This is a genomic window from Xanthomonas nasturtii (assembly GCF_001660815.1).
Lineage (GTDB): Bacteria > Pseudomonadota > Gammaproteobacteria > Xanthomonadales > Xanthomonadaceae > Xanthomonas > Xanthomonas nasturtii.
Genome location: NZ_LYMI01000022.1, coordinates 36339 through 58931, shown reverse-complemented (window position 1 = coordinate 58931; position 22593 = coordinate 36339). Strand labels below are relative to the sequence as shown.

Below are 22593 nucleotides of genomic sequence, written 5' to 3'. Positions count from 1 at the left end.
GCAGGGATCGTAGCATTCACACGATTGGCTCGGGCCGGGTCGTGCGGGTTGCAACGAATCTGCATCGCGCGCCACGCCGTCCGCGCCGGTAGCCGGCGTCAAGCAGGTGCACAACACTAATGAGCACCGCCACGGCTCAGGGTTCGCGATCGAACCCAGGCGATATAGCCATCGGCGAGCGATGTCGGCCATTGGGCGCAGCCCGCGCCCGGGCCGGGTGCAGACGACGCGCGCGGCCGCCGCGCACAAATCTCCGTTATCGGCTACGTACATGGGGGCGTGCGGCGTGCCCGATCGCCGCACGTAGGCGAAGCGCTGCGATGCGCCCACAATAGGCGCCCACCTTGCTGCCCACGCCCCGCCATGCCCGATCTGTACGCAGAAGCTCTTGCCACCTTTGCCACGCTGTATGCCGAAGCGCAGGACAGCGCCGAACTCGAAGCCAGCGCCATGACCGTGGCCACCGCCAGCGTGGATGGCCGGCCGAGCGCACGCACGGTATTGCTCAAGGCCTTCGATGCGCGCGGGTTCGTGTTCTACACGCATCTGGATAGCGCAAAGGGCCGCGATCTGCAGACCCATCCGCAGGCGGCGCTGCTGTTCCTGTGGCGCAGCCTGCGCGAGGCCGGCATCCAGGTGCGTATCGAAGGCGGCGTGCAGCTGGTCAGCGCAGACGAAGCCGATGCCTATTTCGCCTCGCGCCCGCGCATGAGCCAGATCGGCGCCTGGGCCTCGCTGCAGTCGCAGACGCTGGGCTCGCGCGCCGAGTTCGAGGCGGCAATCGCCAAGGTCGAGGCCACCTTCGAAGGGCGGCAGGTGCCGCGCCCGGATGGCTGGGGGGGCTTCAGGGTGGTGCCGCAGGCGTTCGAGTTCTGGTACGGCGCCAAGTTCCGCCTGCACGAGCGCTGGCGCTACGAGGCCGACGCGGCCAGCCAGTGGAGCAAGCGGATGCTGTACCCGTGAGCGGGCAGCCTGGCGCGTGGGCCAGCTGAACGGCTGGTCTGCTCCGGCCTGCTGCCTGCCTGCCGCCTGCCTGACCGGCTGACGTCCGGCCCTTTCTGCCGGTCACAGGCAGTCTGTAGTATGTCCTGTCGTTGCAGGACTCCTGCTGCATCACCACCGCTGCATGATCAAAGGACAGGACATCGTATGACGCAGTACACCACTGTCGAATTGCACGGCCTGCTGGCCGAGCGCTACCGCGGTCAGCCGATCGAGGTCGAACTGATCGACGGCCTGGAGCCGGCCATCAACCTCACCCTGGCCGACCATGGCGACATGCAGATCCAGGTTGCCGCTTCCGGCTCGCAGGTGTTCGTCTCCACGCTGCTGGCCAACGCCGACCAGGTCAACGACCGCGCCGCCTTCAACGACGCCTGCCTGCGCCTGAATCCGCTCAACCCCTTGTCCAACCTGGGCCTGGTCCAGGTCGACGGCAAGGACAGCTATGTGGTCTTCGGCGAGCTGTCGGCGTCGTCCACGCTCGACCAGATCGACGAGGAAATCCAGACCCTGGCGGCCAATACGCTGGATGCCGCCGAATCTCTCAAGCCGTTCTTTTCCTAAAGGCGTGTTGTCATGAGTATTTTTTCCAAGCTGATCACGCTGCTGCGTGGTACCGCACACGAAACCGGCCAGAAGGCGGTCGACGCCAATGCGCTGCGCATCCTGGACCAGGAAATGCGCGATGCCGGCGCCCAGCTCACGCGCTCGCGCGAAGAGCTGACCAAGCTGATGGCGCAGAGCAAGCTGGCGCAGCAGAAGATCGACGCGCGCGCCGGCAAGATGGCCGAGTACACGCGTTATATCGAAGGTGCGCTGGCCAAGAACGATGAAGCGCTGGCGCACGATGTGGCGGTCAAGCTGGCCGCGCTGGAAAGCGAAGACGCCGGCGACAAGGCCTCCAAGACCTCGCTGGACCAGTCGGTGGTGACGCTCAAGGCCACCATCCAGAAGACCGAAAACCAGCTGCGCGGCATGCGCCAGCAGATCGATACGGTCAAGGCCACCGACGCAGTGCAGAAGGCGCAGGCCGCCATCGCTGCGCGCCATTCCGGCGCCAGCAGCAAGATGGGCTCGGCGCTGGAATCGCTGGAGCGCATCAAGGCGCGCCAGGCCGAAACCTCGGCGCGTATCGAATCGGCCGAAGAGCTGGAATCGTCCAGCGGCGACGGCGATCTGAACCGGCGTCTGGCCGCGGCCGGGCTGATGGAAGGCGAATCCAATGCGGCCGCGGTGCTGGCACGCTTCAAGAAGCCGGCCGCGCAGCTGGGCCACGACACCACCGGCAGCACCGCGCCGCTGATCGGCCAGGTGCGCGACGTGCAGCAGGTTCCGCGCGGCGACAGCTGATCCACCGCACGGCACAGGATGCGCCATGATCATCGTTGGACGGCTGTTCCGGGTATTGCGGCGCCACGTGCGCCGCGTCAGCTGGGGCATGGTGGCGCTGGCACTGCTGGCGCACATGGGGCTGAGCTGGGTGTTGCTGCTGTGGGCCGGCGAGCAGAAGCTCGTCGGCCTGGACGCGTTTCCGTACTACTACATGACCACCGCCACCACCATCGGCTACGGCGACCTGTCGCCGGGCTCGGTGGCCGGGCGCTATATTGCCGCCTTCGTGTTGATGCCGGGTGCGGTGGCGTTGTTCGCCACGGTGCTGGCCAAGACCAGCGGCGTCCTCATCACGTTCTGGAGGCGCCACCACATGGGCAAGATGGCCTATGCCGATCTGCGCGGGCACACCATTTTGATCGGCTGGCAGGGCGCGGCCTCGGTGCGCCTGCTGGAGTTGCTGCTCTCCGATACTGCCACCGATGACGAAGGCGTGGTGCTGATCGCCGAGGGCGTGGCCGAAAACCCGATGCCCGACCACATGCGCTTCATCGCCGCCGAGTCGTACACGCACACCGAGGTGTACCGGCGTGCCGGCATTGCCGGTGCGGCGCGGGTGATCGTCAACCCGCCCTCCGACGACCAGACCCTGGCAGCGGTCTTCGCGTTGATGGCGCACGCACCGGCTGCGCACATCGTGGCGCATTTCGATTCGGCCAGCGCCGCGCGGCTGGTCAACCACCATTACCCGGCCATCGAATGCACACGCCCGATGACCGCCGAAATCCTGGCCCGCGCCGCGCAGGACCCGGGCAGCGCGGCGATCACCGCCGAGTTGCTGTCGGTGGACGATGGCCCCACCCAGTTCAGTCTTGCCGTGCCAGCGAATGTCCAAGCGCTGGATTACAGCCGGCTTGCGGCCGATTTCGGTCAGCGCGGCGCCTTGCTGCTGGGCCTGCGCGCACCCGACGGCGCGTTGCGCTTGAACCCGCCAGCACGCACCGCTGTCGCCGCCGGTGCCATGCTGTATTACCTGGCCGAGCAGCGCGTGCCCGTCCACGCCATTGCGTGGCAGGCCATGCGCAGCGAGACAGCCCCCATTTCCCCATCGCCACAAGGTGCATGACGATGAGTTTTTTCAGCAAGTTGTTCGGTCAACCGCAACCGCCGCCGCTGCCCACGTCCGGCACCGGCGCGATCGGCCACACGTTGCCGCTGGGGCTGCGTGTCGGCGGCCAGGTGGAAATCGACACCACCCTGTACCGCATGGCGCCCGATGCCATGACCGCCGAATTGCCGGGCGGGCACCAGGGCATTCCGTGCTATGGCCATGTCAATCTGGGCGATGGCTATTCGCTGCACCGCTTCTATCTGGATGACGATGCGTTCCTGCAGGTCACCACCGTGGGTGGCGATCTGGAAGCGATGAAGGCGTTCGTGTATTGCGAAACGGTGAACCCGCCCAGCAAGCAGGCGTTTCAGGAGTTCGTGATGCAGCATCCGCATCTGGGTGCCGCGCAGATCGATTACGCCGGCAAGCGCTGGCAACGCGCCACGCAGTCCACCGATGATGCTGCGCGGATTCCGCCGATCGCCTACGACGAAGTGCTGTACCGCTATCAGCCGCCGCGCCGCGATGGCGACCTGACCCACTACGCCATGCTCTATAGCCGCGATGTGCCCGAGCTGCAGCGCGAAGAATTTCTGCTGGTGACCGGTGAGGATTCCGGCCCCAACGAATTCTGCGTCACCTATGCGGTCGGTATCGATGTCACCGTCGCCGATCTGGATATCACCTGAGCATGCGCTCGCCCTTCACTCAAACGGTCCTGTCATGAACCCGATCAACCTGCAGAGTTTTCTCGCATTTCTTTCCTACTTCGGCACCGGCCTGGGCGTGCTGATCGTCGCGGTGGTGCTGGTGACCCTGGTCACCCCGCACAAGGATTTCACCCTGCTGCGGCAGGGCAACGTGGCTGCAGCCACCGCGCTGGCCGGCAACCTGATCGGCGTGGCATTGCCGCTGCATTCGGCCATCACCCATTCGGTGAGCCTGGTCGATGCGCTGATCTGGGGCGTGGTGGCCTGCGGCATCCAGGTGGTGGCGTACCTGTTGGCCAACCTGGTGGCCGGGCGCATCTCGCGGCAGATCACCGACAACGTCACCGCCGCCGGCATCTTTTCGGCGGGCGTGTCGATCGCGGTGGGGCTGATCAATGCCGCCGCGATCACGCCGTAACGGAGCGCAGGCATGAAGCGATCACGCAATCTCAAACTCACCTTGATGGCCGCGCTGCCGGCCGCCTTCGTCACCGGCTGCGGCTCCGAGCCGGAGACCGGTGTGGTGTTGCAGTCGGCCTCGGACTGCTACCAGATCAAACAGGAACAGAGCGACATCCAGCAATGCCTCAAGGCCTACGACGAGGCGGTGGCCAAGCATCAGCAGGCCGCGCCGCGCTTCAACACGCGCTACGAGTGCGATGCGCAGTTCGGCAGTTGCACGGAGGTGCAGACGGCGCAGGGCCAGCAAAGCTGGGTCCCGCCGATGGGCGGGTTCCTGCTGGGCTACGCGTTGGGCAACATGACCGGTGGCGGCGGCTACCGCTACGGCGGCTCGATTCCGCTGTACCGCGACTACCGCAGCGGCGGGTATTACAAGCCCAACGGCGATCTGGCCAGCAACCGCATCGGCACGGTGCGCGGGCGCAGCGGCGCGATCGACATGCCGACCCGCGCCATCACCGTATCGCGCTCGGGCTTCGGCTCCAGCGCGGCGGCGCGCAGCTCGTTCGGCAGCGGCGGTCGCAGTTCCGGGTTCGGCGGCTGACATGCAACGGATCGCAATTGCCGAACGCCCGGACTGGCGCGAGCAGGCCGAGTCGCTCGGCTTCCACTTCCACACCATCGACGGCGCGCCGTATTGGGACGAAAGCGCCTACTACGCGTTTTCGTTGCAGCAGATCGAAGACGACATCGAAGCGCCCACCCAAGACCTGCACGATATGGCGATGCAGTTGGTGGACGAGGTGGTGCGCTCGGAACAGCTGATGACGCAATTGGCGATCCCGCCGTTCTATTGGGACTGGATCGCCAATTCGTGGAAAGACCGCGACCCGCATCTGTACGGGCGCATGGACCTGGCGTATTCGGGCGATGGCCCGGCCAAGTTGTACGAGCTCAATTACGACACGCCGACCTCGCTGTACGAGTCGGCGTATTTCCAGTGGTTGTGGCTTGAACAGCAGATCGCCAGCGGCGCGCTGCCCAAGGGTACCGATCAGTACAACCTGATCCAGGACCTGTTATGCGAGACGCTGGGTGCGCTGGCGGTGGACGGCGCGATCGGCGCGCAGATGCATTTTTCGGCGGTGCGCGATTCGCTGGAAGATCGTGCCACCGTGCGTTACCTGCGCGACTGCGCGCATCAGGTGGGCATCAGCACCGAGGAAGTGGCCATCGAAGACATCGGCCTGAGCGCCGATGGCTGGTTCACCGATGAGCAGGACCGGGTGATCCACACGCTGTTCAAGCTCTACCCGCTGGAATTCATGATGGAAGAACGCTTCGGGCCGGCCCTGATCGCCGACCGTGTGCGCCTGATCGAGCCGGCGTGGAAATCGGTGCTGAGCAACAAGGGCATCCTGCCGCTGCTGTGGGAGCGGCATCAAGGCCATCCCAATCTGCTGCCGGCACGCTTTGCGCAAGCCGGCGAAGCACCGACCGCAGGCTGGGTGCGCAAGCCGCTGCTGTCGCGCGAGGGCGCCAATATCTCCCTGGTCACCGCGCAGGGCGCCACTGCACAGACGGATGGCCCGTATCTGGACGGGCCGGCAATCCTGCAGGCACACCATCCGTTGCCGGTATTCGACGGCCGGCATGCGCTGGTGGGCAGCTGGGTGGTCGCCGATCGCCCTGCCGGCCTGGGCCTGCGCGACGACGATGGCCCGATCACCCGCGACACGTCGCGCTTCGTGCCGCACGTCATCATCGATTGATCCGCAGCTGTGCGTGCATCGCCACCGTGAGCTGGCGGTGTTGCGCGTGGGAGCCACCGTCTTGTGCGGTGTAGCGGAATCCGCTTTCTGGATGCTGGCGGGCCTGCCGCAAGTGCCCACGACGCAGCTGCGCCGGCTGTTTTTATCGCGCATTGCACAAGCACCGGCGCCGCGCAAGGCCTCTGGCGCATGCAAGGCGGCGCATCTTTTCCACACCCCCTGTGGATGGAACTTGCACAAGGCTGTGGGCAAGTGGGTGCAGGCCCCGGCCTGCAACGCTGTCAAGATGGGTGGCGAAAAAATGACCAGTCGTGAGCGGCGAAGTTTTTTCAGTCTCCGTCGCAGCGATCTCGACAGGATCGGCAAAGTCGGTTGTGCTGCGATGTCGTGGCTTGTGTTGCGGCATGCCAACGCGACGTATTGAGCATGCAGATCGCGCAGACCGCACCAGCGCCGCGCGCAAGACGCGCCAGCATCGGCGCTCGGTGCCGCTTTACTTCGACACTCTGCGCACACCGCGCACCCATCACACCCGCCGCGCCACACAAAAGCCCGCCACCGCCAGCAGCCACGCCAACCCGAACACGCTCAGGTATGCCGCGCTCGTTGCCGATGTCAGCAGCGCCGCGAACAAGGCACCGGCCAGCGCCAGCATAGCCGCCACGGCAATGGCTTCGCTCAATTGCAAGGCAGAACTGTTGGCGCCTTGCTGCGCCGGTGGCGACAGCGACAGCATCACCACCGACAAACTGGGATACAGCAGGCCCATGCCCAGGCCGGTCAGCGCCCAGCCGGCGATTGCCAGCGGCACCGGCATCGCCGGCCACACCGCAGTTGCACTGATTGCGATGCCCAGCGTCATCAGCAGCGCGCCGGTCTTGAGCAGGCGCGGGCGCGACCAACCGGCGCGGCTGTGGCCCTGGTACCAGGAGCCACTGAACCAGCCCAATGCGCCCACGCTCAGCGCCACGCCGGCCAGCAGCGGCGAGAGCCCGCGTTCGCGCGACAGCAGCAACGGCAGGAAGGCCTCGAAACCGAAAAATGCGGCGGCAGCGATGCCTCGCAACGCGATCACGCTGGGCAGGCCGCGTGCAAGTTGCAAGGTGCCGGTCGGCAGCAGGTGCCAGGCGCAATACGCGGTGAGCAACAGTGCCGGCAGCATCGCGCCCGGTACCAGCATGCCGTGCAGCTGCCCACCCAGGTACACGCCCAGCACGCCCAACGCCGCACCCACGGCCCAGCCCAGCGATGCAGTCGGCGCATCGGATGCGTCGCTCGCCCAGGTCCGCCCGCGCAGCGCCGGCCATAGCATCAATCCAGCTGGAATCGCCAGCAGCGGCACTGATAGAAACACCCAGCGCCAGCCCACGTGTTGCACGATCAATCCGCTGATGCCCGGCCCGATCAACGATGGCACCACCCAACCGGCCGAAAACGCCGCAAACACCCGCGGGCGCAAGGCTTCCGGATACAGCCGCCCGACGATGACGTACAACGCCACCGAATAGGCGCCGGCGCCCAGGCCCTGCAGCAGGCGCCCGGCAATCAGCAGCGGCATGCTCGGCGCCAGCCCGGCAACCAGCAGGCCGACTACAAAACACAGCAAACCCACGGCCAAAGCACCCGCTGGGCCACGCCGGTCGCTCCAGCGCCCGGCTGCGGTCATGCCGACCACGCTGGTAGCCAGGGTGCCGCCGAACGCCAATGCATACAGCGGCAGCCCGTTCAATTCGCGCGCCACGGTCGGCATGGCGGCGGCAACGGCCAGCGACTCGAAGGCGTTGAGCGACACCAGCGCCACCATGCCTAGCGTCGCCGCACGGTAGGGCGCGGCAAGGATGGACGTAGGCTGCGTGGCGTATCGCGGCGTAGCGGCAGTGGTCGGCATTTCGGTGGGCATCGAACATCCAGGAACAGAAGTGTGTGGAGCCATGACACAGGTGCTTGCACCGGTGATGGCCGCGCAGCATCCTGCCTCAACCTAGGTTGAGGTCAAGGCGATGCAGCGTGAGATGTCCGTGGGCGAAGTGGCCAAGCGCAGTGGCGTGGCGGTGTCGGCGCTGCATTTCTACGAGCGCAAGGGCTTGATCCGCAGCCTGCGTACTGCCGGCAACCAGCGCCGCTATGCGCGCGATGTGTTACGGCGGATTGCGGTGATTCGCGTGGCGCAGCGGCTCGGGGTGCCGTTGCAGCAGGTGCTCGATGCGTTTTCGGTATTGCCCGACCAGCGCACGCCCACGCGTGCGGAATGGGCGCGCATGTCGGCGCGCTGGCGTGGGCAGCTGGATGCGCGCATCAGCGAATTGCAGGCGCTGCGCGACCAGCTCACCGACTGCATTGGCTGTGGCTGTCTGTCGCTGCGCCGCTGCCGCTTGAGCAATCCGGACGACGCCATGGGCGAGGGTGGTGCGGGGGCGTCGCGGCTGGGTAGCGTGATTCCGAATAAAAGTGGCTAAGACACGTAGCGCGCGGGCGCCTGGCGGTGAGTCTGGTTTTGTCGGCCGTTTCTTGGTGGTGGCCGTCGGAAACGCTGGGTGGGTCGAGGGCGCGGTGTCCTCACCGCTCGCGGGACACGCCGTGAATCCGTCCTTGGAGGCTCGGTGGCGGCATCCATGCCGCCAACGGACCCGCAATCGGCAAGGACACCGCACCAGACAGTTGGCTGGTGGTTTTGTTGAAGTGCGAGGAGCGCATCGCGGCTTGCCGGTTGCTCGTTGAAAACCATGCACACCAACCATCTCCACCAGTCCTTGCAGCCAAGCAGCAGACCGATGTCGCCAGGTGCGCCATCCGGGACCAATGGCATTCCCGTGCGCGGCGCGGGGCGCCGTAGGATGGCAATCCCCCTCCGCCGAAGGATTCCGCATGCCCCCCACCGTGCGCCGATCGCTCCCCCTTGCCGTGTCGTTGGCATGTGTTGCCATGCCCGGGCTTGTCGCTGCCGCACCAGTTGGCGCCGCAACGGCTCCTGCGAACGCATTCGACCCGCTGGCCTTGTTCGCGCCCTTGCAGTTGCCCGATGTCCCCAATGCCTATCGCAGCGGCGGTGGGGTGCCCGGCCCGGCGTTCTGGCAGAACCGTGCCGATTACAGCCTTGCCGCCAGCATCGACCCTGCAACGCATACGCTCACCGGCGAGGCCGCAATCACCTACACCAACCACAGCCCCGACACGCTGGACGTGCTGTGGCTGCAGCTGGATCAGAACATCTACCGGGCCGATGCGCGTGCTGCCGCCAGCCGTCCGCTACGACGCAAGCAGTTCACCGAAGGCATGCAGATCGCCAGTGTCCAGGTCGATGCAGGTGGGCGCCGCCAGCCTGCGCAGTTCGTCGTCGACGATACCCGCATGCGCGTGGACTTGCCGCAGCCGCTGGCCGGCCAGGGCAAGGCGCTGACCGTGCATATCCGTTACCGCTACACGATTCCCGGCACCTGGGGCGGGCGTACCGCCTTCAGCGCCAGCAAGCAGGGAGAAATCTACGAGATTGCGCAGTGGTACCCGCGCATGGCGGTCTACGACGATCTGCGCGGCTGGGACACGCAGCCGTATCTGGGCTCGGAGTTCTATCTGGAGTACGGCGACTTCGACTACGCAGTGACCGTGCCGGAGGGCTTCCTGGTCGCCGGCTCCGGCGCGCTGACCAACCCGCAGGACGTGCTCAGCCGCACCGAGCAGCAACGCCTGGAGCAGGCGCGCGGCAGCGACCGCACGGTACTGATCCGCACCCCCGCCGAAGTGACGGCACGTGCAGCCAAACCGGCGGGCAAGGGCACGCAGACCTGGCGCTTCCATATGGAGCACACCCGCGATGTGGCGTTTGCTGCATCGCCGGCGTTCGTCTGGGACGCGGCGCGCATCAACGTGCCCGGCGGCAAGCAATCGCTGGCGATGTCGGTCTACCCGGTGGAGGGCGTGGGCGCAGACAAGTGGAACCGCTCTACCGAATACGTCAAAGGCGCGATCGAACATTTTTCGCAGTGGTACCCGTACCCGTGGCCGGCAGCGATCAATCTGGGTGGCTATGGCGCCGGCATGGAATATCCCGGCATCGTCTTCGACGGCTTCGAAGACGGCGGCAAGGATTTGTTCTGGATCACCGCACACGAGATCGGCCATACCTGGTTCCCGATGATCGTCGGTTCCAACGAGCGCCGGCACGCCTTCATGGATGAAGGTTTCAATACCTTCATCGACGTATATGCATCCGATGCCTTCAACAAGGGCGAATACGCGCCCAAGCGCGATTCGGAATATGCGCCCAAGGGCGGAAACCCGGTCGATGAAATCCTGCCGCTGCTGGCCGATGCCAGTGCGCCGACGCTGATGGACAACGCCGATTCCACCAGCGAGACCTATCGCCATCCACTGACCTACTTCAAGGGCGCCTTGGGGCTGGTGCTGTTGCGCGAACAGATCCTGGGGCCGGCGCGCTTCGATCCGGCGTTTCGCAAATACATCGCCACCTGGGCCTACAAGCATCCCACGCCGTCGGATTTCTTCCGGCTGATGGAAAGCGAAAGTGGCGAAGACCTGTCGTGGTGGTGGCGCGGCTGGTACTTCAACAACTGGCAGCTGGACATGGGCATCACCGAGGCGCATTACGTCGACCATGACCCGGCCAAGGGCGTGCAGCTCACCTTGCGCAGCCGGCAGAAACTGGTGATGCCGGTGACCGTGCGCGTGGATCTGGCCGATGGCAGCCACCTGGACCGGCGCGTGCCGGTGGAAACCTGGCTGCAGACCAGCACCCCCACGCTGACCCTGCCGACCACCCAGAAAGTGCTGCACGTAACGCTGGACCCGGACCACGTGCTGCCGGACGCCGACCGCAGCGATGCGCGTGTGGACGTGATCGGCTGAGTGTTGCGATAGGGCACACAGGCTGACGCGGTCGCCACCGCGATCGCGTCAGCAGCGATCGCGGTGGCGGCGAAAAGAGCGGCCAACACACCGACTGCGCTAGACGCCTGGCGGACGCGGCTGGTGCTAAATGCGGCAGGTCGCATTCGCACACCGTGGTGCCTCTACGCCATTCACGCTCATCTGATGACGGCGCACTTCGTGTTGTCGGACGCTCTACCAACGGCGCAATCGATTGCGAAGATTGCGCCGTTTTTCTATGCGCCGTGCCTGCTGCGTTCCACATCCGCGGGCGGAAGTAGTAACGAGATCGCCCGCCGCGTCGCTGCTGCGTCCGGTAGATTGCGCGGCCTGTGCCATACAACCACTTCGCCAACAGCGTCAGTTCGATTCTGCGTTTGCGCACTCGCCGCATCCGGCACTGCTGCGGCCGTTTCATTGTGCAAATTTCGCCGCGTGCCTTGCCGGTTTTTGCGTAATGCCGTGATAACGCTTACAGCCGCGCCAGCGTTGAAAACCATATGCGGGCTCAAGCGGCTGCCGTATCGGCTGTAACAGTGCACCCCCATCACTATGCTGCAACGCACGGTGACAAGCCCTTTATGCCCTGACTAGGCTGCGCTGCGTGTTAGCGCTATCACTGGCTGACATGCGGTGCAAAGCATCCGTTCGAACCTGCAGCAATGGCACACGTTGCCGTTGATGCGCAGCGTCCAGGTGCAAGCACACCGCAGGTCAACGGTCGAAGGGGCGACCGGTGGGTTGCGTGCTAGGGGAAAGTTCGAAGAGCGGCTGACACAACGTAGCGCAGTGGTCGAGTAGTGCGTGTGGCACGGCAAAAACGGAAAGACATGCGCAGCGCATGTCGGATCCGCATGCCGGCTGCGCGCGCATGGCGAACGCGCAGGCGTCGGGTTGGTGGCTCCAGCAGTTGCAGCACCGGTCGCCACGGCCCGTTGGGCAGCGGCCATGATTCTGCCATGTCGCATGCCGCGATATCGGCCGTTGGCGGTTGGACTCCACTCCCGAGGACACATCGATGCGTCGTACGTTGAACAGCTTCAAGTCGAAGGCCATGTTCACCTTCGTTGGCGGCCTGTTGGTCATCAATCCCGCGTTTGCGCAGGATGTCGCGCAGCCGCCCGCAGCGGCGCCGCAGTCCAGCAGCGACGCTGCCACCACGCTGGATACGGTGACCGTCACCGGTATCCGCAACAGCCTCAATCAATCGATGGGCATCAAGCGCGATGCCGCCGGTGTGGTGGATGCGATCAGTGCCGAGGACATCGGCAAGTTTCCGGACACCAACCTGGCCGAATCGCTGCAACGCATCACCGGCATCTCGATCGAGCGTCGCGACGGCGAGGGTGCGCAGGTCACCGCGCGCGGCTTCGGCCCGCAGTTCAATACCGTCACCCTCAACGGCCGCCTGATTCCCGGTGCCGATGCCTTCGGTGCGCCCGGCCAGACGCCGATCGGCGGTGTGGATGTCGGCACGCGTGCGTTCAACTTCGCCCAGCTCGCGTCCGAAGCCATCACCGGTATCGAGGTGTTCAAGACCAGCCGCGCCACCGCGCCCAGCGGCGGTATCGGTGCGACGATCAACATCCAGACCGACAAGCCGTTCAATCACGAGGGCGTGGTGGCCAATGCCGGCGCCAAGATGGTGTCGGACCGCTCGCAGCCGTTCGGCGATTCGCTCACCCCGGAAGTGTCGGGCATCTTCAGCTACACCAACCCGGACAAGACCTTCGGTATCGGCCTGAGCGCCAGCTACCAGAAGCGTCACGGCGGTTCGGTGCAGGCCACCGAGAACCGCTGGAACATCCAGCGCTGGACCGGCACCGACCCGGCCTTGCGTCCGGACACCGTGGTCACCAACGCACCGGCGATCGGCCAGCTGTATGGCCTGCCCAACGACATTCGCTACGCATTCGCCGATTTCCAGCGCGAGCGCATGAACGGCCAGGCGGTGCTGCAGTTCGCGCCCACCGACAGCGTCACGCTGACCCTGGATTACACCTATTCGGCGAACGAAATCCGCGAAGAACGTGGCGAGCAGGGCATCTGGCTGCAACGCGCCAACAGCTTCACCGATCTCACCTTCGATACCGGCCAGACGGTCGCCACGCCGGTCTACCTGCGCGATGTGCCCAATGGCGCCAAGGACTTCGGCATGGAGCAACAGCGCAACGAGCAGAAGTACACGCTCGGCTCGCTCGGCTTCAATGCGGACTGGCAGGTGAGCGACCGCTTCCAGCTCACCTTCGATGCGCACAACTCCAAGACCCAGAGCCTGCCCAACGACCCGATCACCGGCGGCAGCGCGACCTATTTCAGCTTTGCCGGCACCAACAATTGCACTAATGGCCCTTCGTGCGGCGGCCAATGGGGGCAGGAATTGTGGTTCAACAATTCGCTGCCGATCGGCGCGCGCACGTGGTACCCCACCGTGGCCGATTCGCTGGCCGGCACCAATGGCGTGGTCAATCCGGATTTCACCACCAACAATCTCGGCTCGCAGGTGCAGCGCATCTACTATCAAAAGCAGGTGACCGAAACCAAGGAAGGCCGCCTGGATGGCAAGTTCGACTTCGACGACGGGCGCTTCCAGTTCGGTGTCAGTTCGTCCAACACCACCATGCATCGCCTGACCAGCGATAACAACTCCACCTTGGGCGACTGGGGCGTGGCCAATGCCGGCAGGGAGCCGGGCATGACGGACTTGCTGCGGCCGGTAAGCATTGTCGGCATGTTCGACGACTTCAATGCCAACGGCACGGCACGCAATGCGTGGCGCGGCGATGCCAGCCAGCTGGCGCTGTGGGGTGGCAGCCAGTACGGCGCGCAGACGCGCTACAACCCGCTGTACAGCGCCAACAACCAGGTCGAAGAAAAGACCCGTGCGGCGTACGTGCAACTGGAACTGACCGGCGACATCTCCGGCATGACCACCAATACGCGCCTGGGCCTGCGTTACGAGCGCACCGATGTGGAATCCACCTCGCAGGTGGCCACACCGACGGCGCTGCAATGGCAGGCAAACAACGACTTCCAGTTGCTGCGTTCCGCCGAGCAGCAGCCCTTCAGCGAAAAGACCAGCTACAACTACATCCTGCCGAATCTGGATTTCAGCATCGACATCACCGAGTCGCTGAAGGGCCGCGCCTCGTTCGGCCAGACCATTGCGCGGGCGCCGTACAACAACCTGCTCGCCGGGCCGACGCCGAACACGCCGGCCGGCTCGATCCTGATCAACCCGTCCAACCGGGCCAGCGGCGATTCGCAGACGCCTACGCTGGACCCGCTGGAATCGGACAACCTCGACCTGGCGCTGGAGTGGTATTTCGCCGACGCCAGCTATATCTCGGCCACGTTCTGGAACAAGCGCGTCAGCAATTTCATCGGCACCACGGTATCGCGCGAGACGCTGTACGGGCTGACCGACCCCACCTCGGGGCCGGATGCACAAGCCGCGTTGGCCTTCCTGCAAAGCGGTGCCTGCGCCGCGCAGGTCGGTGCGGCCGGCAACGACGTGGCGGCGGCCTGTTCGGCCAACGACACTTCCCTGTTCGCCGCCACCGCCTTGTTGCGCAACGCAGCGGCCACCGGTGGCCTGGGCGCCTATAACGGCAGCTCCGCGCAGAGCCTGGCGCTGGAAAATGCCTACGACCTGGTCGGCACCGCGGCCGACCCGTTGTACCAGTTCGACGTGTCGCGCCCGATCAACCAGAACAAGGCCAACATCCACGGCTGGGAGCTGGGCGGGCAGTACTTCTTCGGCAGCAGCGGCTTCGGTATCTATGCCAACTACACCATCGTCGAAGGCGATGTGGCCTTCGACAACAACGTCATCGACCGCGACCAGTTTGCGTTGCTGGGCCTGAGCGATACCGCCAACGTGATGCTGATGTTCGAAAAATACGGCTGGAGCGCACGCCTGGCCTGGAACTGGCGCGACGAGTATCTGATTGCGGCCAATCAGGATGCATCCAACCGCAACCCGTACTACGTCGAGGCGTACCACCAGTTCGATCTGAGCGTCAGCTATGCACTCAACAAGCAGCTGTCGTTTGGCTTCGAGGCGATCAACCTCACCGGCGAAGATGTCCGGTGGCATGGGCGTTCGGAGAAGCAGATCGTGCGTTTGATCGACCAGCAGCCGCGTTACACGCTGGGTGTGCGTTACGCGTTCTGATCCGGCGAGCCGGTGCATGCCGGTGGGTGCACCTGCGGCCGCCATCATCTGATGGCGGCCGCGACCGGTTGTGCAGGCAGGCGTTCGCGCACCGCATGCAGCCACACGGCAGTCGCGCACGCTGTATGCATGCGTCTGGTCACCGCATGCGTTGTGCGCACGGACGTCCCGCACGCTGGCGTTCGCACTCATGCCGCGCATTGCTGCCTTGCGACTTGCCGGCGCAGCGATTTTTGGCAATGCTCAGTGTCGACACGCACGGTGTAGTGCGTGCGACCGAATTCTTTATTGACTGCAGTCTTCCGCGAGGGATGGCGGCCGGAGTTTTTAATGACGCGATACGCAGTGCTCAACAATGTGGCGCATCACGATCTGCACGTGATCCTGCGCTTCGGCGCCGAGTTCGGCGATGCGGTTGGCGTGGTGCCGGCCTTCGTCACCGAGTACGCCGAGCTGCAGCGCGAGTACCCGCTGTTCTTCCGCAAGGACCCGGCCAACGGCGGTTATCAGTCGGTCGCGCTGCTGGGCTTTGCGCAGGACGAAAACCTGTTTCTGCAGGACGGGCGCTGGAATGCCAGCTACCTGCCGGGCATCGTCGCCAAGGGGCCGTTCCTGATCGGGTTCCAGGAGCAGCACATCGACGGCGCGCTGGTGCAGGAGCCGGTGATCCATCTCGATATGGAGCATCCGCGCGTGAGCCGGAGCGAGGGCGAGCCGGTGTTCCTGCCGCAGGGCGGCCACAGCCCGTATCTGGAGCACATCATCGGCGTGTTGCGCGGCATTCGCGAGGGCGTGGACGCCGGGCAGGCGATGGCGGCCGCCTTCGATACGCTGGGCCTGATCCAGCCGGTGCGCCTGGACGTGGCCCTGGATGCCAGCCATGCCACGCAGTTGCAAGGGTTGTTCGCCATCGACCGCGAGCGGCTCGCCGCGCTCGATGCACCTGCGCTGCACCAGTTGCATCAGGCCGGTTATCTGGAAGGCGCCTTCCTGATGCTGGCATCGCAGCACAATGTGCGCCGGCTGATGGCCGAGAAGCAGCGCCGCCTGCAGCTATCGCACAGCGACCCCGTTGCCGCGTTTGCCTAAGCACATGGCCGTACGCGCAACCGATCCCTCTGTCGCCGCACGTGCCGTCATTGCCGAGCGCAGCGACTGCACTCCCGACGCATTGCCGCTGGCTGCACTCTGCGACGCCGCCGAGCCGGTGGTGCTGCGTGGCGTGGCACGCCACTGGTCGCTGGTGCAGGCGGGGCTGCGCAGCGCCGAGGACGCCATGGCGCTGGTACGGGCGCACGATACCGGCCGGCATCTGCAGTATTCCTACGGCGGCCCGGACATCGGCAGCCGCCCGTTCTATCGCGACGATTGCAGTGCGCTCAACTTCGAGGTGCAGCGCGGCAGCGTGAGCACCTTGCTGGATGCCATTGCGGCACATCGCAACGACGTGCAACCGCCCACCTATTACCTGGCCTCGTTGCCGGTGGATGCCAACCTGCCGGGTTTGCGTGCAGACAACTCGCTGGATGTGACTGCCCACGGCAGCCCCGTGCAGCCCAGCATCTGGATCGGCAACCGCGTGATTGCCTCGTGTCACTACGATGCACTGGATAATCTGGCGTGCTGCGCAGTCGGGCAACGGCGGTTTACGCTGTTTCCACCGGAGCAGGTGGCCAATCTCTACCCGGGCCCGCTCGATCCCACGCCGGGGGGGCAGGTGGTGAGCATGGTCGATTTCGCCCAGCCGGATCTGCAGCGCTTTCCGCGCTTTGCCGAGGCCTTGCCGCATGCGCGCAGCGTGGTGCTTGCGCCGGGCGATGCGTTGTTCATTCCCGGCATGTGGTGGCATCACGTCGAATCGCTGCAGCCCTTCAACGTGCTCATCAACTACTGGTGGAGCAGTGCGCCCGCGCAGCTGCCGGCCGCGATGCCGGCGCTCTACCACGCGCTGTGGGCTATTCGCGACCGCCCGGCAGCAGAGAAGCAGGCATGGCGCGCGCTGTTCGATTACTACGTGTTCGGCCCTGCCGGGCAGGCCGGCGAACATCTGCCCGAACCGGCGCGGCAGGCGCTTGGTCCGCTCGACCCGATGCTGGCGCGGCAGTTGCGCGCCATGTTGATCGGCAAGTTGAACCGCTGATGTGCAAGACCGCCTGCAACCCATCTCCCAGGAGTGCGCAGTGACTCAGGCTCAGATTCGCAAGGTGGTGATCGCCGGTGGTGGCACGGCCGGCTGGATTGCAGCCTGTGCGCTCTCGCATCAATTTCGCGACCTGCTGGACATCACCCTGGTCGAGTCGGAACAGATCGGCACCGTGGGCGTGGGCGAATCCACCGTGCCACCCATCCGCACCTTCCACCGGTTTTTGCAGATCGACGAGCAGGAATTCCTGCGCGCGGTGGCCGGCACCTTCAAGCTGTCGATCTCCTTCGAGCATTGGCGCCGCCAGGGCGAGCGCTACATCCATCCGTTCGGCATCACCGGGCAGGGCACCCTGGTGTGCGCGTTCCACCATCTATGGCTGGAAAGCCGGCGCCGCGGCATGCCGGGCAGCTTCGGCGATTACTGCCTGGAAACGGTGGCCTCGCGCGTGGACCGTTTTGCGCTGCAGGGCGAGCCGGCGGTCAATTACGCCTATCACCTGGATGCGGCGCTATACGCCAGGTTCCTGCGCGCACGCAGCGAGGCCTGCGGCGTCAAGCGCATCGAAGGCAAGATCCAGCAGGTGACCGTGCAGCCGCATAGCGGCGATGTCGCCAGCCTGGTGCTCGAAGACGGGCAAGTGATCGAAGGCGATCTGTTCATCGATTGCAGCGGCTTTCGCGGCCTGCTGATCGAGCAGACGCTGCACACCGGTTATGAAGACTGGAGCCATTGGTTGCCGTGCGACCGCGCGGTGGCGGTGCAGACCGAAGCGGTCGGCCCGCCGGTGCCGTACACCCGCGCCATCGCGCACGCGGCTGGCTGGCGTTGGCATATTCCGCTGCAGCATCGCGTCGGCAATGGCCTGGTGTTTTCGAGCAAGCACCTGTCCGATGATGAAGCGCATGCCAAGTTGCTGCGCGACGCCGCCGCGCCGGCAGTGAAGGATCCCTGGATGGTGCCGTTCCGCACCGGCCGCCGGCTCAAGGCATGGAACAAGAACGTGGTTTCGCTTGGCCTGGCCAGTGGCTTTATCGAACCGCTGGAATCCACCAGCATCCATCTCACCATCTCTGCGGTGGTGCGGCTGCTGGCGCTGTTTCCGGCCGAAGGCATCGCACCGTCGCAGGTGCAGCTGTTCAACGACGTCAGCCGCGCCGAAATGGAACATGTGCGCGACTTCGTCACCTTGCACTATCACGCCACCCAGCGCGAGGAACCGCTGTGGCAGCAATGCCGCGAGATGGAACTGCCCGAGTCGCTGGCGCTGCGCCTGCGTGCCTGGCGCGAACGCGCACACGCGTGGCAGGGCGCCGACGAGCTGTTTCGTGTCGATTCCTGGACCCATGTGCTGATGGGGCATGGCCTGATGCCGGAACAACATCACCCGCTGACCCGCGCATTCTCCGATCACGATCTGCGCCGTCTGCTCGAGGGTATCGCCCAGCCGATCCAGCACGCGGTGCAGCAGATGCCGTCGCAACAGGCCTTCATCGAGCGCTATTGCAAGACAGGCGAACAGGTGTGGGGGGGACGCAACCCGCTGCCGGCCTAGCGCCGGCATTGCACTGTAGGCCAGCTGCAGTACGTGCCTGCGCTACAGCCGCATCAGATCCTGGCCGACCACGATCGGCCCGGTGTAATGCTTGCGCGCACCTTCGCTCCACATCGCATCGGTGATGGATGCATCGCCACCGGGCACGAAATGCGTGAGCACCAGCAGGCTCGCCTTGGCCGCGGCGGCGATCTTGCCGACCTCTTCGCTGGTGGAATGGCTCTTGAGCAGATGGTCCAGCAGCGTCGGTGCGTTGTCGTTGGTCTGCAGCATCTTCTGCAGCGCCGGCAGATACATCACTTCATGCACCAGGATGTCGGTGTTCTTCGCGAACTCTGCCAACGCAGGCAGGTAGCGCGTATCGCCGGAGAACACCACGCTGCGGTCGCGTGCCTCGAACCGATACGCAAATGCCGGCTTGAGCGTGTAATGGTCCACCAAGGTGGCGGTCACGGTGAGCTGATCGTTCTTCAGCACCGTGCCAGGCTGGTCGAACTCATGCACATGAATCAGCGGCCTGAAGGGCGGGCGGCCTTCCTCACGGATGCGCGCATCGATGTCGATGGCATTCATGTCGACAAACGCATCCACCATCCTGGCGATGCCGGGTGGGCCGTACAGATGCACCGGCGTCTGCAGGCCGCTGGCCCAGGCCAGCCACACCACATTGAGCAGATCTGCGTTGTGATCGGAGTGGTGATGGGTCAGGAAGATATCGCGCAGCATGGGCAGGCGAATGCCGGCCTTGGCCAGTTGCTGCGCCACCCCGTTACCGCAATCGATCAGATACGGCTGCCCGTCGACGACCAGCGCATTGGCCGTCGCCGCCCGCAACGGCGAAGGCGTCGGGCCGCCCTTGGTGCCCAGCAACACCAGCACGCTGCCAGTGGCCGGAAAGGGCACCGGCGGTGCGGGTTGGGGCGTGGAGGGCGCGTGTTGTGCAGCCTGTCGCGCAGCTGCAGCGAGCGGTCCCACTGCACCCAGCGCGCCTGCAGCCAATGCGCTGCGCAGCAGTGCGCGACGGGAGCCGGATAGGCGAGGTGCGGTCATTGCGGCTCCTGTCGAGGGGTGCGTTCTATATGCCGATGAAGCGCTGCGGATTGCGTCGCAGATGCTGCGGGTGTGGCGGCAGCGCGCTGATCCACCAAGTGAGGTCAGGCGCTGCGGTTCTTGCCGCCAGGCTCAGAGCTCGCGCGCGATGAACTGGGTCAATGCCGGCGAACGGTAGAACGCCATGCATTGGGCGAAGATGCGGTTGAACGGGCCGCGGCGTGCTTCGTCCTTCATCGGGACTTCGCCGTTGTCGAAATCCGCTGTATTGGCGTCGACAAAGCGATGCAGGCGATCGGTCGCCCCGGCCTTGGCGTTGTCCATCGCATAGGTGGTCAGCAGATACGAGCGGTCGCGCAGCTGGTCTGGCGCGTACTTGCCGCTGCGCGCGTAGTTGTTATCCAGGCAGCGCTGCAGCGCGTAGGCCTTGATGTCCTCGCGATCGGCCGGTTTGCCGGCTGCCAGCGCGGTGGTCTGCAGTGCGAGGGCGGCGAGGGTGATGATGACGAGTGCAGTGCGTGCGCGAAGCATGGGCGATGGGTGCTGATGGAGACCCGGCAAGTCTGCCTCATCGCGCGGCGTGCCGCTGGCTGCGCGTGCGTGCGCATGGTGCAGCACCAACACCGTAAGCGGCGTCGCCATGGAAGTGCAGAGTGCGATGCCAGGCGAAGCGCGATCGGACGTGGCAGGCGCAACACCGCCTGCCACGTGGGCTGGCCGCTTACGGGCCGAAGTAGGTAGAGATGGTGGAATACACGTCCGAGAAGCGCGAGTAGTAATCCGGATCGGTCTGCGCAGTGCAGTACGAGTAGCCGCCATACAGGCCGCCGCGCAGCTGGTAGGCGCCACCGCTGGCGATGGTGAACAGGCCCGAGCCGGACGAGCCGCCTTCGGTCACGCCATCGTTCCAGACCACGCGGTACAGCGGGCTCTTGCCGTCGATGGAGGTGTTCAGCCCATTCACGCTGCCCAGCGAATACTTCTTGACGTCGCCAGACGGGTGATGGATGCCGACGATCGAGGTGTTGGTGGTGCCGATCGCCGCGCTATTCCACGCTGCATAGAAGGCGCCGCTTGGCGGTGCGGTCTTCAGCTCCAGCAAGGCGGTGTCGCGCGTGGTGTTGGCATGGCGCAGGAACGCACCGCCGGTCAACGTGGTTGCCTGCGAACTGGCAGTGTTGCCGTTGCAGCTGGCAGCATCGTAGAACCAGTAGGTTTGCAGCGTATTGGCCACGGTCTGCGTGCTGATGCAATGCGCTGCGGTCCAGAACAGATTGCGCTTGGGCGAATTGGTGTTGTTGAGCAGCGTGCCGGTGCACAGGAACGAGCCCTGGCTGGTGGTGAATACCATGCGCGCCACCGCCTTTGCGGCGCTGGTGAAACCGGCGGTGGGGTTGGCGCGGCAGACGATGTCGTTCTGGCAGGAATCGCTTTCGCCAATGGCAATGGTCATCATGTCGCGCGGGCTGGCGGTGGGGCTGATGTCCAGATGCGAGAGCTGCGGAATGCTCAGGCTGAAATTTTCCGGATACAGGCCGGCCGGCAACGACAACTCGACCAGCAGATTCTCGCCGCTTACCGTCGGCGACCAACCGATGTCGTTACCGCCGGCCGCGAAGCTGGCGCCGGATTGTTCGAACACGCGCCCATCGTCGCCGGCAAAGCGCAGCGTCACCTTGGCCGGGTCACCCGGCGTCGCACCGGCGCCACGCAAGGTCAGCGACGCACGCAGCGACGCGGCTTGTGCGGAGCTGACCTTCAGGCTGGCCACGCGTGAACCATCGGGTGCCATCTGCCAATCGAGCTTGGACAGGTTCACCAGCGGCTGCGCCACTGCACGCGAAAAACCGATCTGCAACGGCTGCCCATGCTTGACCTGCGCAATGCGGCGCTCGCGCACACGGCTGATCTCCGTGCTGGTCGGCGCGGTCAGTTGCGCCACGCGCGTGGGCAGGATGCCGCCACGCAAACTTGCCGACTGCAACGTCGCCGCACCGAGCTTGGCCGCCTGCGGCGCGGTGGTCACCGGCGCTGCATCCATCTCGGTGGGAGGTGCGGCCATTGCAGTACCGGAAACAGCGGAAAACAGCGCCAGATACAACGCGTTCTTGCGATTCATGGGTAGTCCTTCTCGTCAGGGATCGGCAGGCTGCAGCGGGGGCTGCAACGTGCGGCGCCATCGGTGGCGCCCAGCGAGACTAGCGAAAGTTCATAGTTGAATATGTGCTGAAAATCTAGTTCAGAGATAAACAGTCACGAAAAATACAGTTGATCTTTCACGCATCGACGGACAGCGTCTTGCGGACGGTGAGCCGGATGGTGGGTGTGCGCATGCCGATGAGGTGGCAGCGTCGCTGACCCACCGCGGCGTGCGCCCGCGCACTGCTGTGCGCGCTAGGCGCACCTCTGTCTGGTGCGTGCCCAATGCATACGCGATGCATGCCGCAACACGTCC

19 protein-coding genes are annotated in these 22593 nt (G+C 65.2%); 15 read left to right on the top strand and 4 right to left on the bottom strand.

Annotated elements, in window-relative coordinates:
- Positions 1-363: 363 nt before the first annotated feature.
- The 9 genes from pdxH to A7D16_RS23860 all read left to right on the top strand — a co-directional run bounded on the left by pdxH (position 364) and on the right by A7D16_RS23860 (position 6753).
- Complete coding sequence (gene pdxH, locus A7D16_RS09705) at positions 364-963, top strand: pyridoxamine 5'-phosphate oxidase (RefSeq protein WP_064632096.1); 600 nt, start codon at positions 364-366, stop codon at positions 961-963.
- 186 nt (positions 964-1149) lie between these two features.
- Positions 1150-1566, top strand: coding sequence for a YjfI family protein (locus tag A7D16_RS09700; protein ID WP_039414395.1), 417 nt, complete (start codon positions 1150-1152; stop codon positions 1564-1566).
- 12 nt (positions 1567-1578) lie between these two features.
- Entirely contained in the window at positions 1579-2352 is a 774-nt protein-coding gene (locus A7D16_RS09695; RefSeq protein ID WP_064632094.1) for a PspA/IM30 family protein, read from the top strand.
- A gap of 25 nt (positions 2353-2377) precedes the next feature.
- Positions 2378-3460, top strand: coding sequence for a potassium channel family protein (locus tag A7D16_RS09690; RefSeq protein WP_064632092.1), 1083 nt, complete (start codon positions 2378-2380; stop codon positions 3458-3460).
- Positions 3457-4134, top strand: coding sequence for a YjfK family protein (locus tag A7D16_RS09685; RefSeq protein ID WP_064632090.1), 678 nt, complete (start codon positions 3457-3459; stop codon positions 4132-4134). The genes A7D16_RS09690 and A7D16_RS09685 overlap by 4 nt, the downstream gene beginning before the upstream one ends.
- A 34-nt stretch (positions 4135-4168) precedes the next feature.
- Entirely contained in the window at positions 4169-4573 is a 405-nt protein-coding gene (locus tag A7D16_RS09680; RefSeq protein WP_064632088.1) for a DUF350 domain-containing protein, read from the top strand.
- 12 nt (positions 4574-4585) lie between these two features.
- Positions 4586-5161 (top strand): DUF1190 domain-containing protein, encoded by a 576-nt coding sequence (locus tag A7D16_RS09675; RefSeq protein WP_064632085.1) that lies wholly within the window; start codon positions 4586-4588, stop codon positions 5159-5161.
- Between the two features lies 1 nt (position 5162).
- Positions 5163-6329: a glutathionylspermidine synthase family protein gene (locus A7D16_RS09670; protein ID WP_064632083.1), complete on the top strand. Its 1167-nt coding sequence runs from the start codon at positions 5163-5165 to the stop codon at positions 6327-6329.
- A 46-nt stretch (positions 6330-6375) separates the two neighbouring features.
- On the top strand, positions 6376-6753 hold the full coding sequence (locus tag A7D16_RS23860) for a hypothetical protein (RefSeq protein WP_153043149.1): 378 nt from the start codon (positions 6376-6378) through the stop codon (positions 6751-6753).
- Between the two features lie 102 nt (positions 6754-6855).
- On the opposite strand, the gene A7D16_RS09660 is transcribed toward A7D16_RS23860, so the two are convergent.
- Complete coding sequence (locus A7D16_RS09660) at positions 6856-8229, bottom strand: MFS transporter (protein WP_064632078.1); 1374 nt, start codon at positions 8227-8229, stop codon at positions 6856-6858.
- A gap of 100 nt (positions 8230-8329) precedes the next feature.
- Here A7D16_RS09660 and soxR point away from each other — a divergent pair, with 100 nt between their 5' ends.
- The 6 genes from soxR to A7D16_RS09630 all read left to right on the top strand — a co-directional run bounded on the left by soxR (position 8330) and on the right by A7D16_RS09630 (position 19088).
- The gene (soxR, locus tag A7D16_RS09655) at positions 8330-8785 is read left to right on the top strand and encodes a redox-sensitive transcriptional activator SoxR (RefSeq protein WP_064632077.1); all 456 of its coding nucleotides are present in this window, start codon (positions 8330-8332) and stop codon (positions 8783-8785) included.
- Between the two features lie 409 nt (positions 8786-9194).
- Positions 9195-11192 carry a M1 family metallopeptidase gene (locus tag A7D16_RS09650; protein WP_064632075.1) on the top strand — a complete coding sequence of 666 codons (1998 nt, stop codon included), beginning with the start codon at positions 9195-9197 and terminating at the stop codon, positions 11190-11192.
- Positions 11193-12231: 1039 nt separating this feature from the next.
- Positions 12232-15390, top strand: coding sequence for a TonB-dependent receptor (locus tag A7D16_RS09645; RefSeq protein ID WP_064632073.1), 3159 nt, complete (start codon positions 12232-12234; stop codon positions 15388-15390).
- A gap of 330 nt (positions 15391-15720) precedes the next feature.
- Positions 15721-16479: a SapC family protein gene (locus A7D16_RS09640; RefSeq protein WP_064632070.1), complete on the top strand. Its 759-nt coding sequence runs from the start codon at positions 15721-15723 to the stop codon at positions 16477-16479.
- A gap of 4 nt (positions 16480-16483) precedes the next feature.
- A complete protein-coding gene (locus A7D16_RS09635) occupies positions 16484-17530 on the top strand; it encodes a cupin-like domain-containing protein (RefSeq protein ID WP_064632067.1) in 1047 nt (348 codons plus the stop codon).
- Positions 17531-17570: 40 nt separating this feature from the next.
- The gene (locus A7D16_RS09630; protein ID WP_064632121.1) at positions 17571-19088 is read left to right on the top strand and encodes a tryptophan halogenase family protein; all 1518 of its coding nucleotides are present in this window, start codon (positions 17571-17573) and stop codon (positions 19086-19088) included.
- Positions 19089-19130: 42 nt separating this feature from the next.
- Here A7D16_RS09630 and A7D16_RS09625 read toward each other — a convergent pair whose 3' ends face one another.
- The 3 genes from A7D16_RS09625 to A7D16_RS09615 all read right to left on the bottom strand — a co-directional run bounded on the left by A7D16_RS09625 (position 19131) and on the right by A7D16_RS09615 (position 22257).
- Complete coding sequence (locus A7D16_RS09625) at positions 19131-20138, bottom strand: MBL fold metallo-hydrolase (RefSeq protein ID WP_064632065.1); 1008 nt, start codon at positions 20136-20138, stop codon at positions 19131-19133.
- Positions 20139-20270: 132 nt separating this feature from the next.
- Positions 20271-20669 carry a hypothetical protein gene (locus A7D16_RS09620; protein WP_064632118.1) on the bottom strand — a complete coding sequence of 133 codons (399 nt, stop codon included), beginning with the start codon at positions 20667-20669 and terminating at the stop codon, positions 20271-20273.
- A 190-nt stretch (positions 20670-20859) separates the two neighbouring features.
- Positions 20860-22257 (bottom strand): trypsin-like serine peptidase, encoded by a 1398-nt coding sequence (locus A7D16_RS09615; protein WP_064632063.1) that lies wholly within the window; start codon positions 22255-22257, stop codon positions 20860-20862.
- Between the last annotated feature and the right edge of the window lie 336 nt (positions 22258-22593).

Excerpts from the sequence above, each read along its gene's own strand:
- pdxH (WP_064632096.1), top strand. The coding sequence starts at position 364 with ATGCCCGATCTGTACGCAGAAGCTCTTGCCACCTTTGCCACGCTGTAT.
- A7D16_RS09700 (WP_039414395.1), top strand. The coding sequence starts at position 1,150 with ATGACGCAGTACACCACTGTCGAATTGCACGGCCTGCTGGCCGAGCGC.
- A7D16_RS09695 (WP_064632094.1), top strand. The coding sequence starts at position 1,579 with ATGAGTATTTTTTCCAAGCTGATCACGCTGCTGCGTGGTACCGCACAC.
- A7D16_RS09690 (WP_064632092.1), top strand. The coding sequence starts at position 2,378 with ATGATCATCGTTGGACGGCTGTTCCGGGTATTGCGGCGCCACGTGCGC.
- A7D16_RS09685 (WP_064632090.1), top strand. The coding sequence starts at position 3,457 with ATGACGATGAGTTTTTTCAGCAAGTTGTTCGGTCAACCGCAACCGCCG.
- A7D16_RS09680 (WP_064632088.1), top strand. The coding sequence starts at position 4,169 with ATGAACCCGATCAACCTGCAGAGTTTTCTCGCATTTCTTTCCTACTTC.
- A7D16_RS09675 (WP_064632085.1), top strand. The coding sequence starts at position 4,586 with ATGAAGCGATCACGCAATCTCAAACTCACCTTGATGGCCGCGCTGCCG.
- A7D16_RS09670 (WP_064632083.1), top strand. The coding sequence starts at position 5,163 with ATGCAACGGATCGCAATTGCCGAACGCCCGGACTGGCGCGAGCAGGCC.
- A7D16_RS09660 (WP_064632078.1), bottom strand. The coding sequence starts at position 8,229 with ATGCCCACCGAAATGCCGACCACTGCCGCTACGCCGCGATACGCCACG.
- soxR (WP_064632077.1), top strand. The coding sequence starts at position 8,330 with ATGCAGCGTGAGATGTCCGTGGGCGAAGTGGCCAAGCGCAGTGGCGTG.
- A7D16_RS09650 (WP_064632075.1), top strand. The coding sequence starts at position 9,195 with ATGCCCCCCACCGTGCGCCGATCGCTCCCCCTTGCCGTGTCGTTGGCA.
- A7D16_RS09645 (WP_064632073.1), top strand. The coding sequence starts at position 12,232 with ATGCGTCGTACGTTGAACAGCTTCAAGTCGAAGGCCATGTTCACCTTC.
- A7D16_RS09640 (WP_064632070.1), top strand. The coding sequence starts at position 15,721 with ATGACGCGATACGCAGTGCTCAACAATGTGGCGCATCACGATCTGCAC.
- A7D16_RS09635 (WP_064632067.1), top strand. The coding sequence starts at position 16,484 with ATGGCCGTACGCGCAACCGATCCCTCTGTCGCCGCACGTGCCGTCATT.
- A7D16_RS09625 (WP_064632065.1), bottom strand. The coding sequence starts at position 20,138 with ATGACCGCACCTCGCCTATCCGGCTCCCGTCGCGCACTGCTGCGCAGC.
- A7D16_RS09620 (WP_064632118.1), bottom strand. The coding sequence starts at position 20,669 with ATGCTTCGCGCACGCACTGCACTCGTCATCATCACCCTCGCCGCCCTC.
- A7D16_RS09615 (WP_064632063.1), bottom strand. The coding sequence starts at position 22,257 with ATGAATCGCAAGAACGCGTTGTATCTGGCGCTGTTTTCCGCTGTTTCC.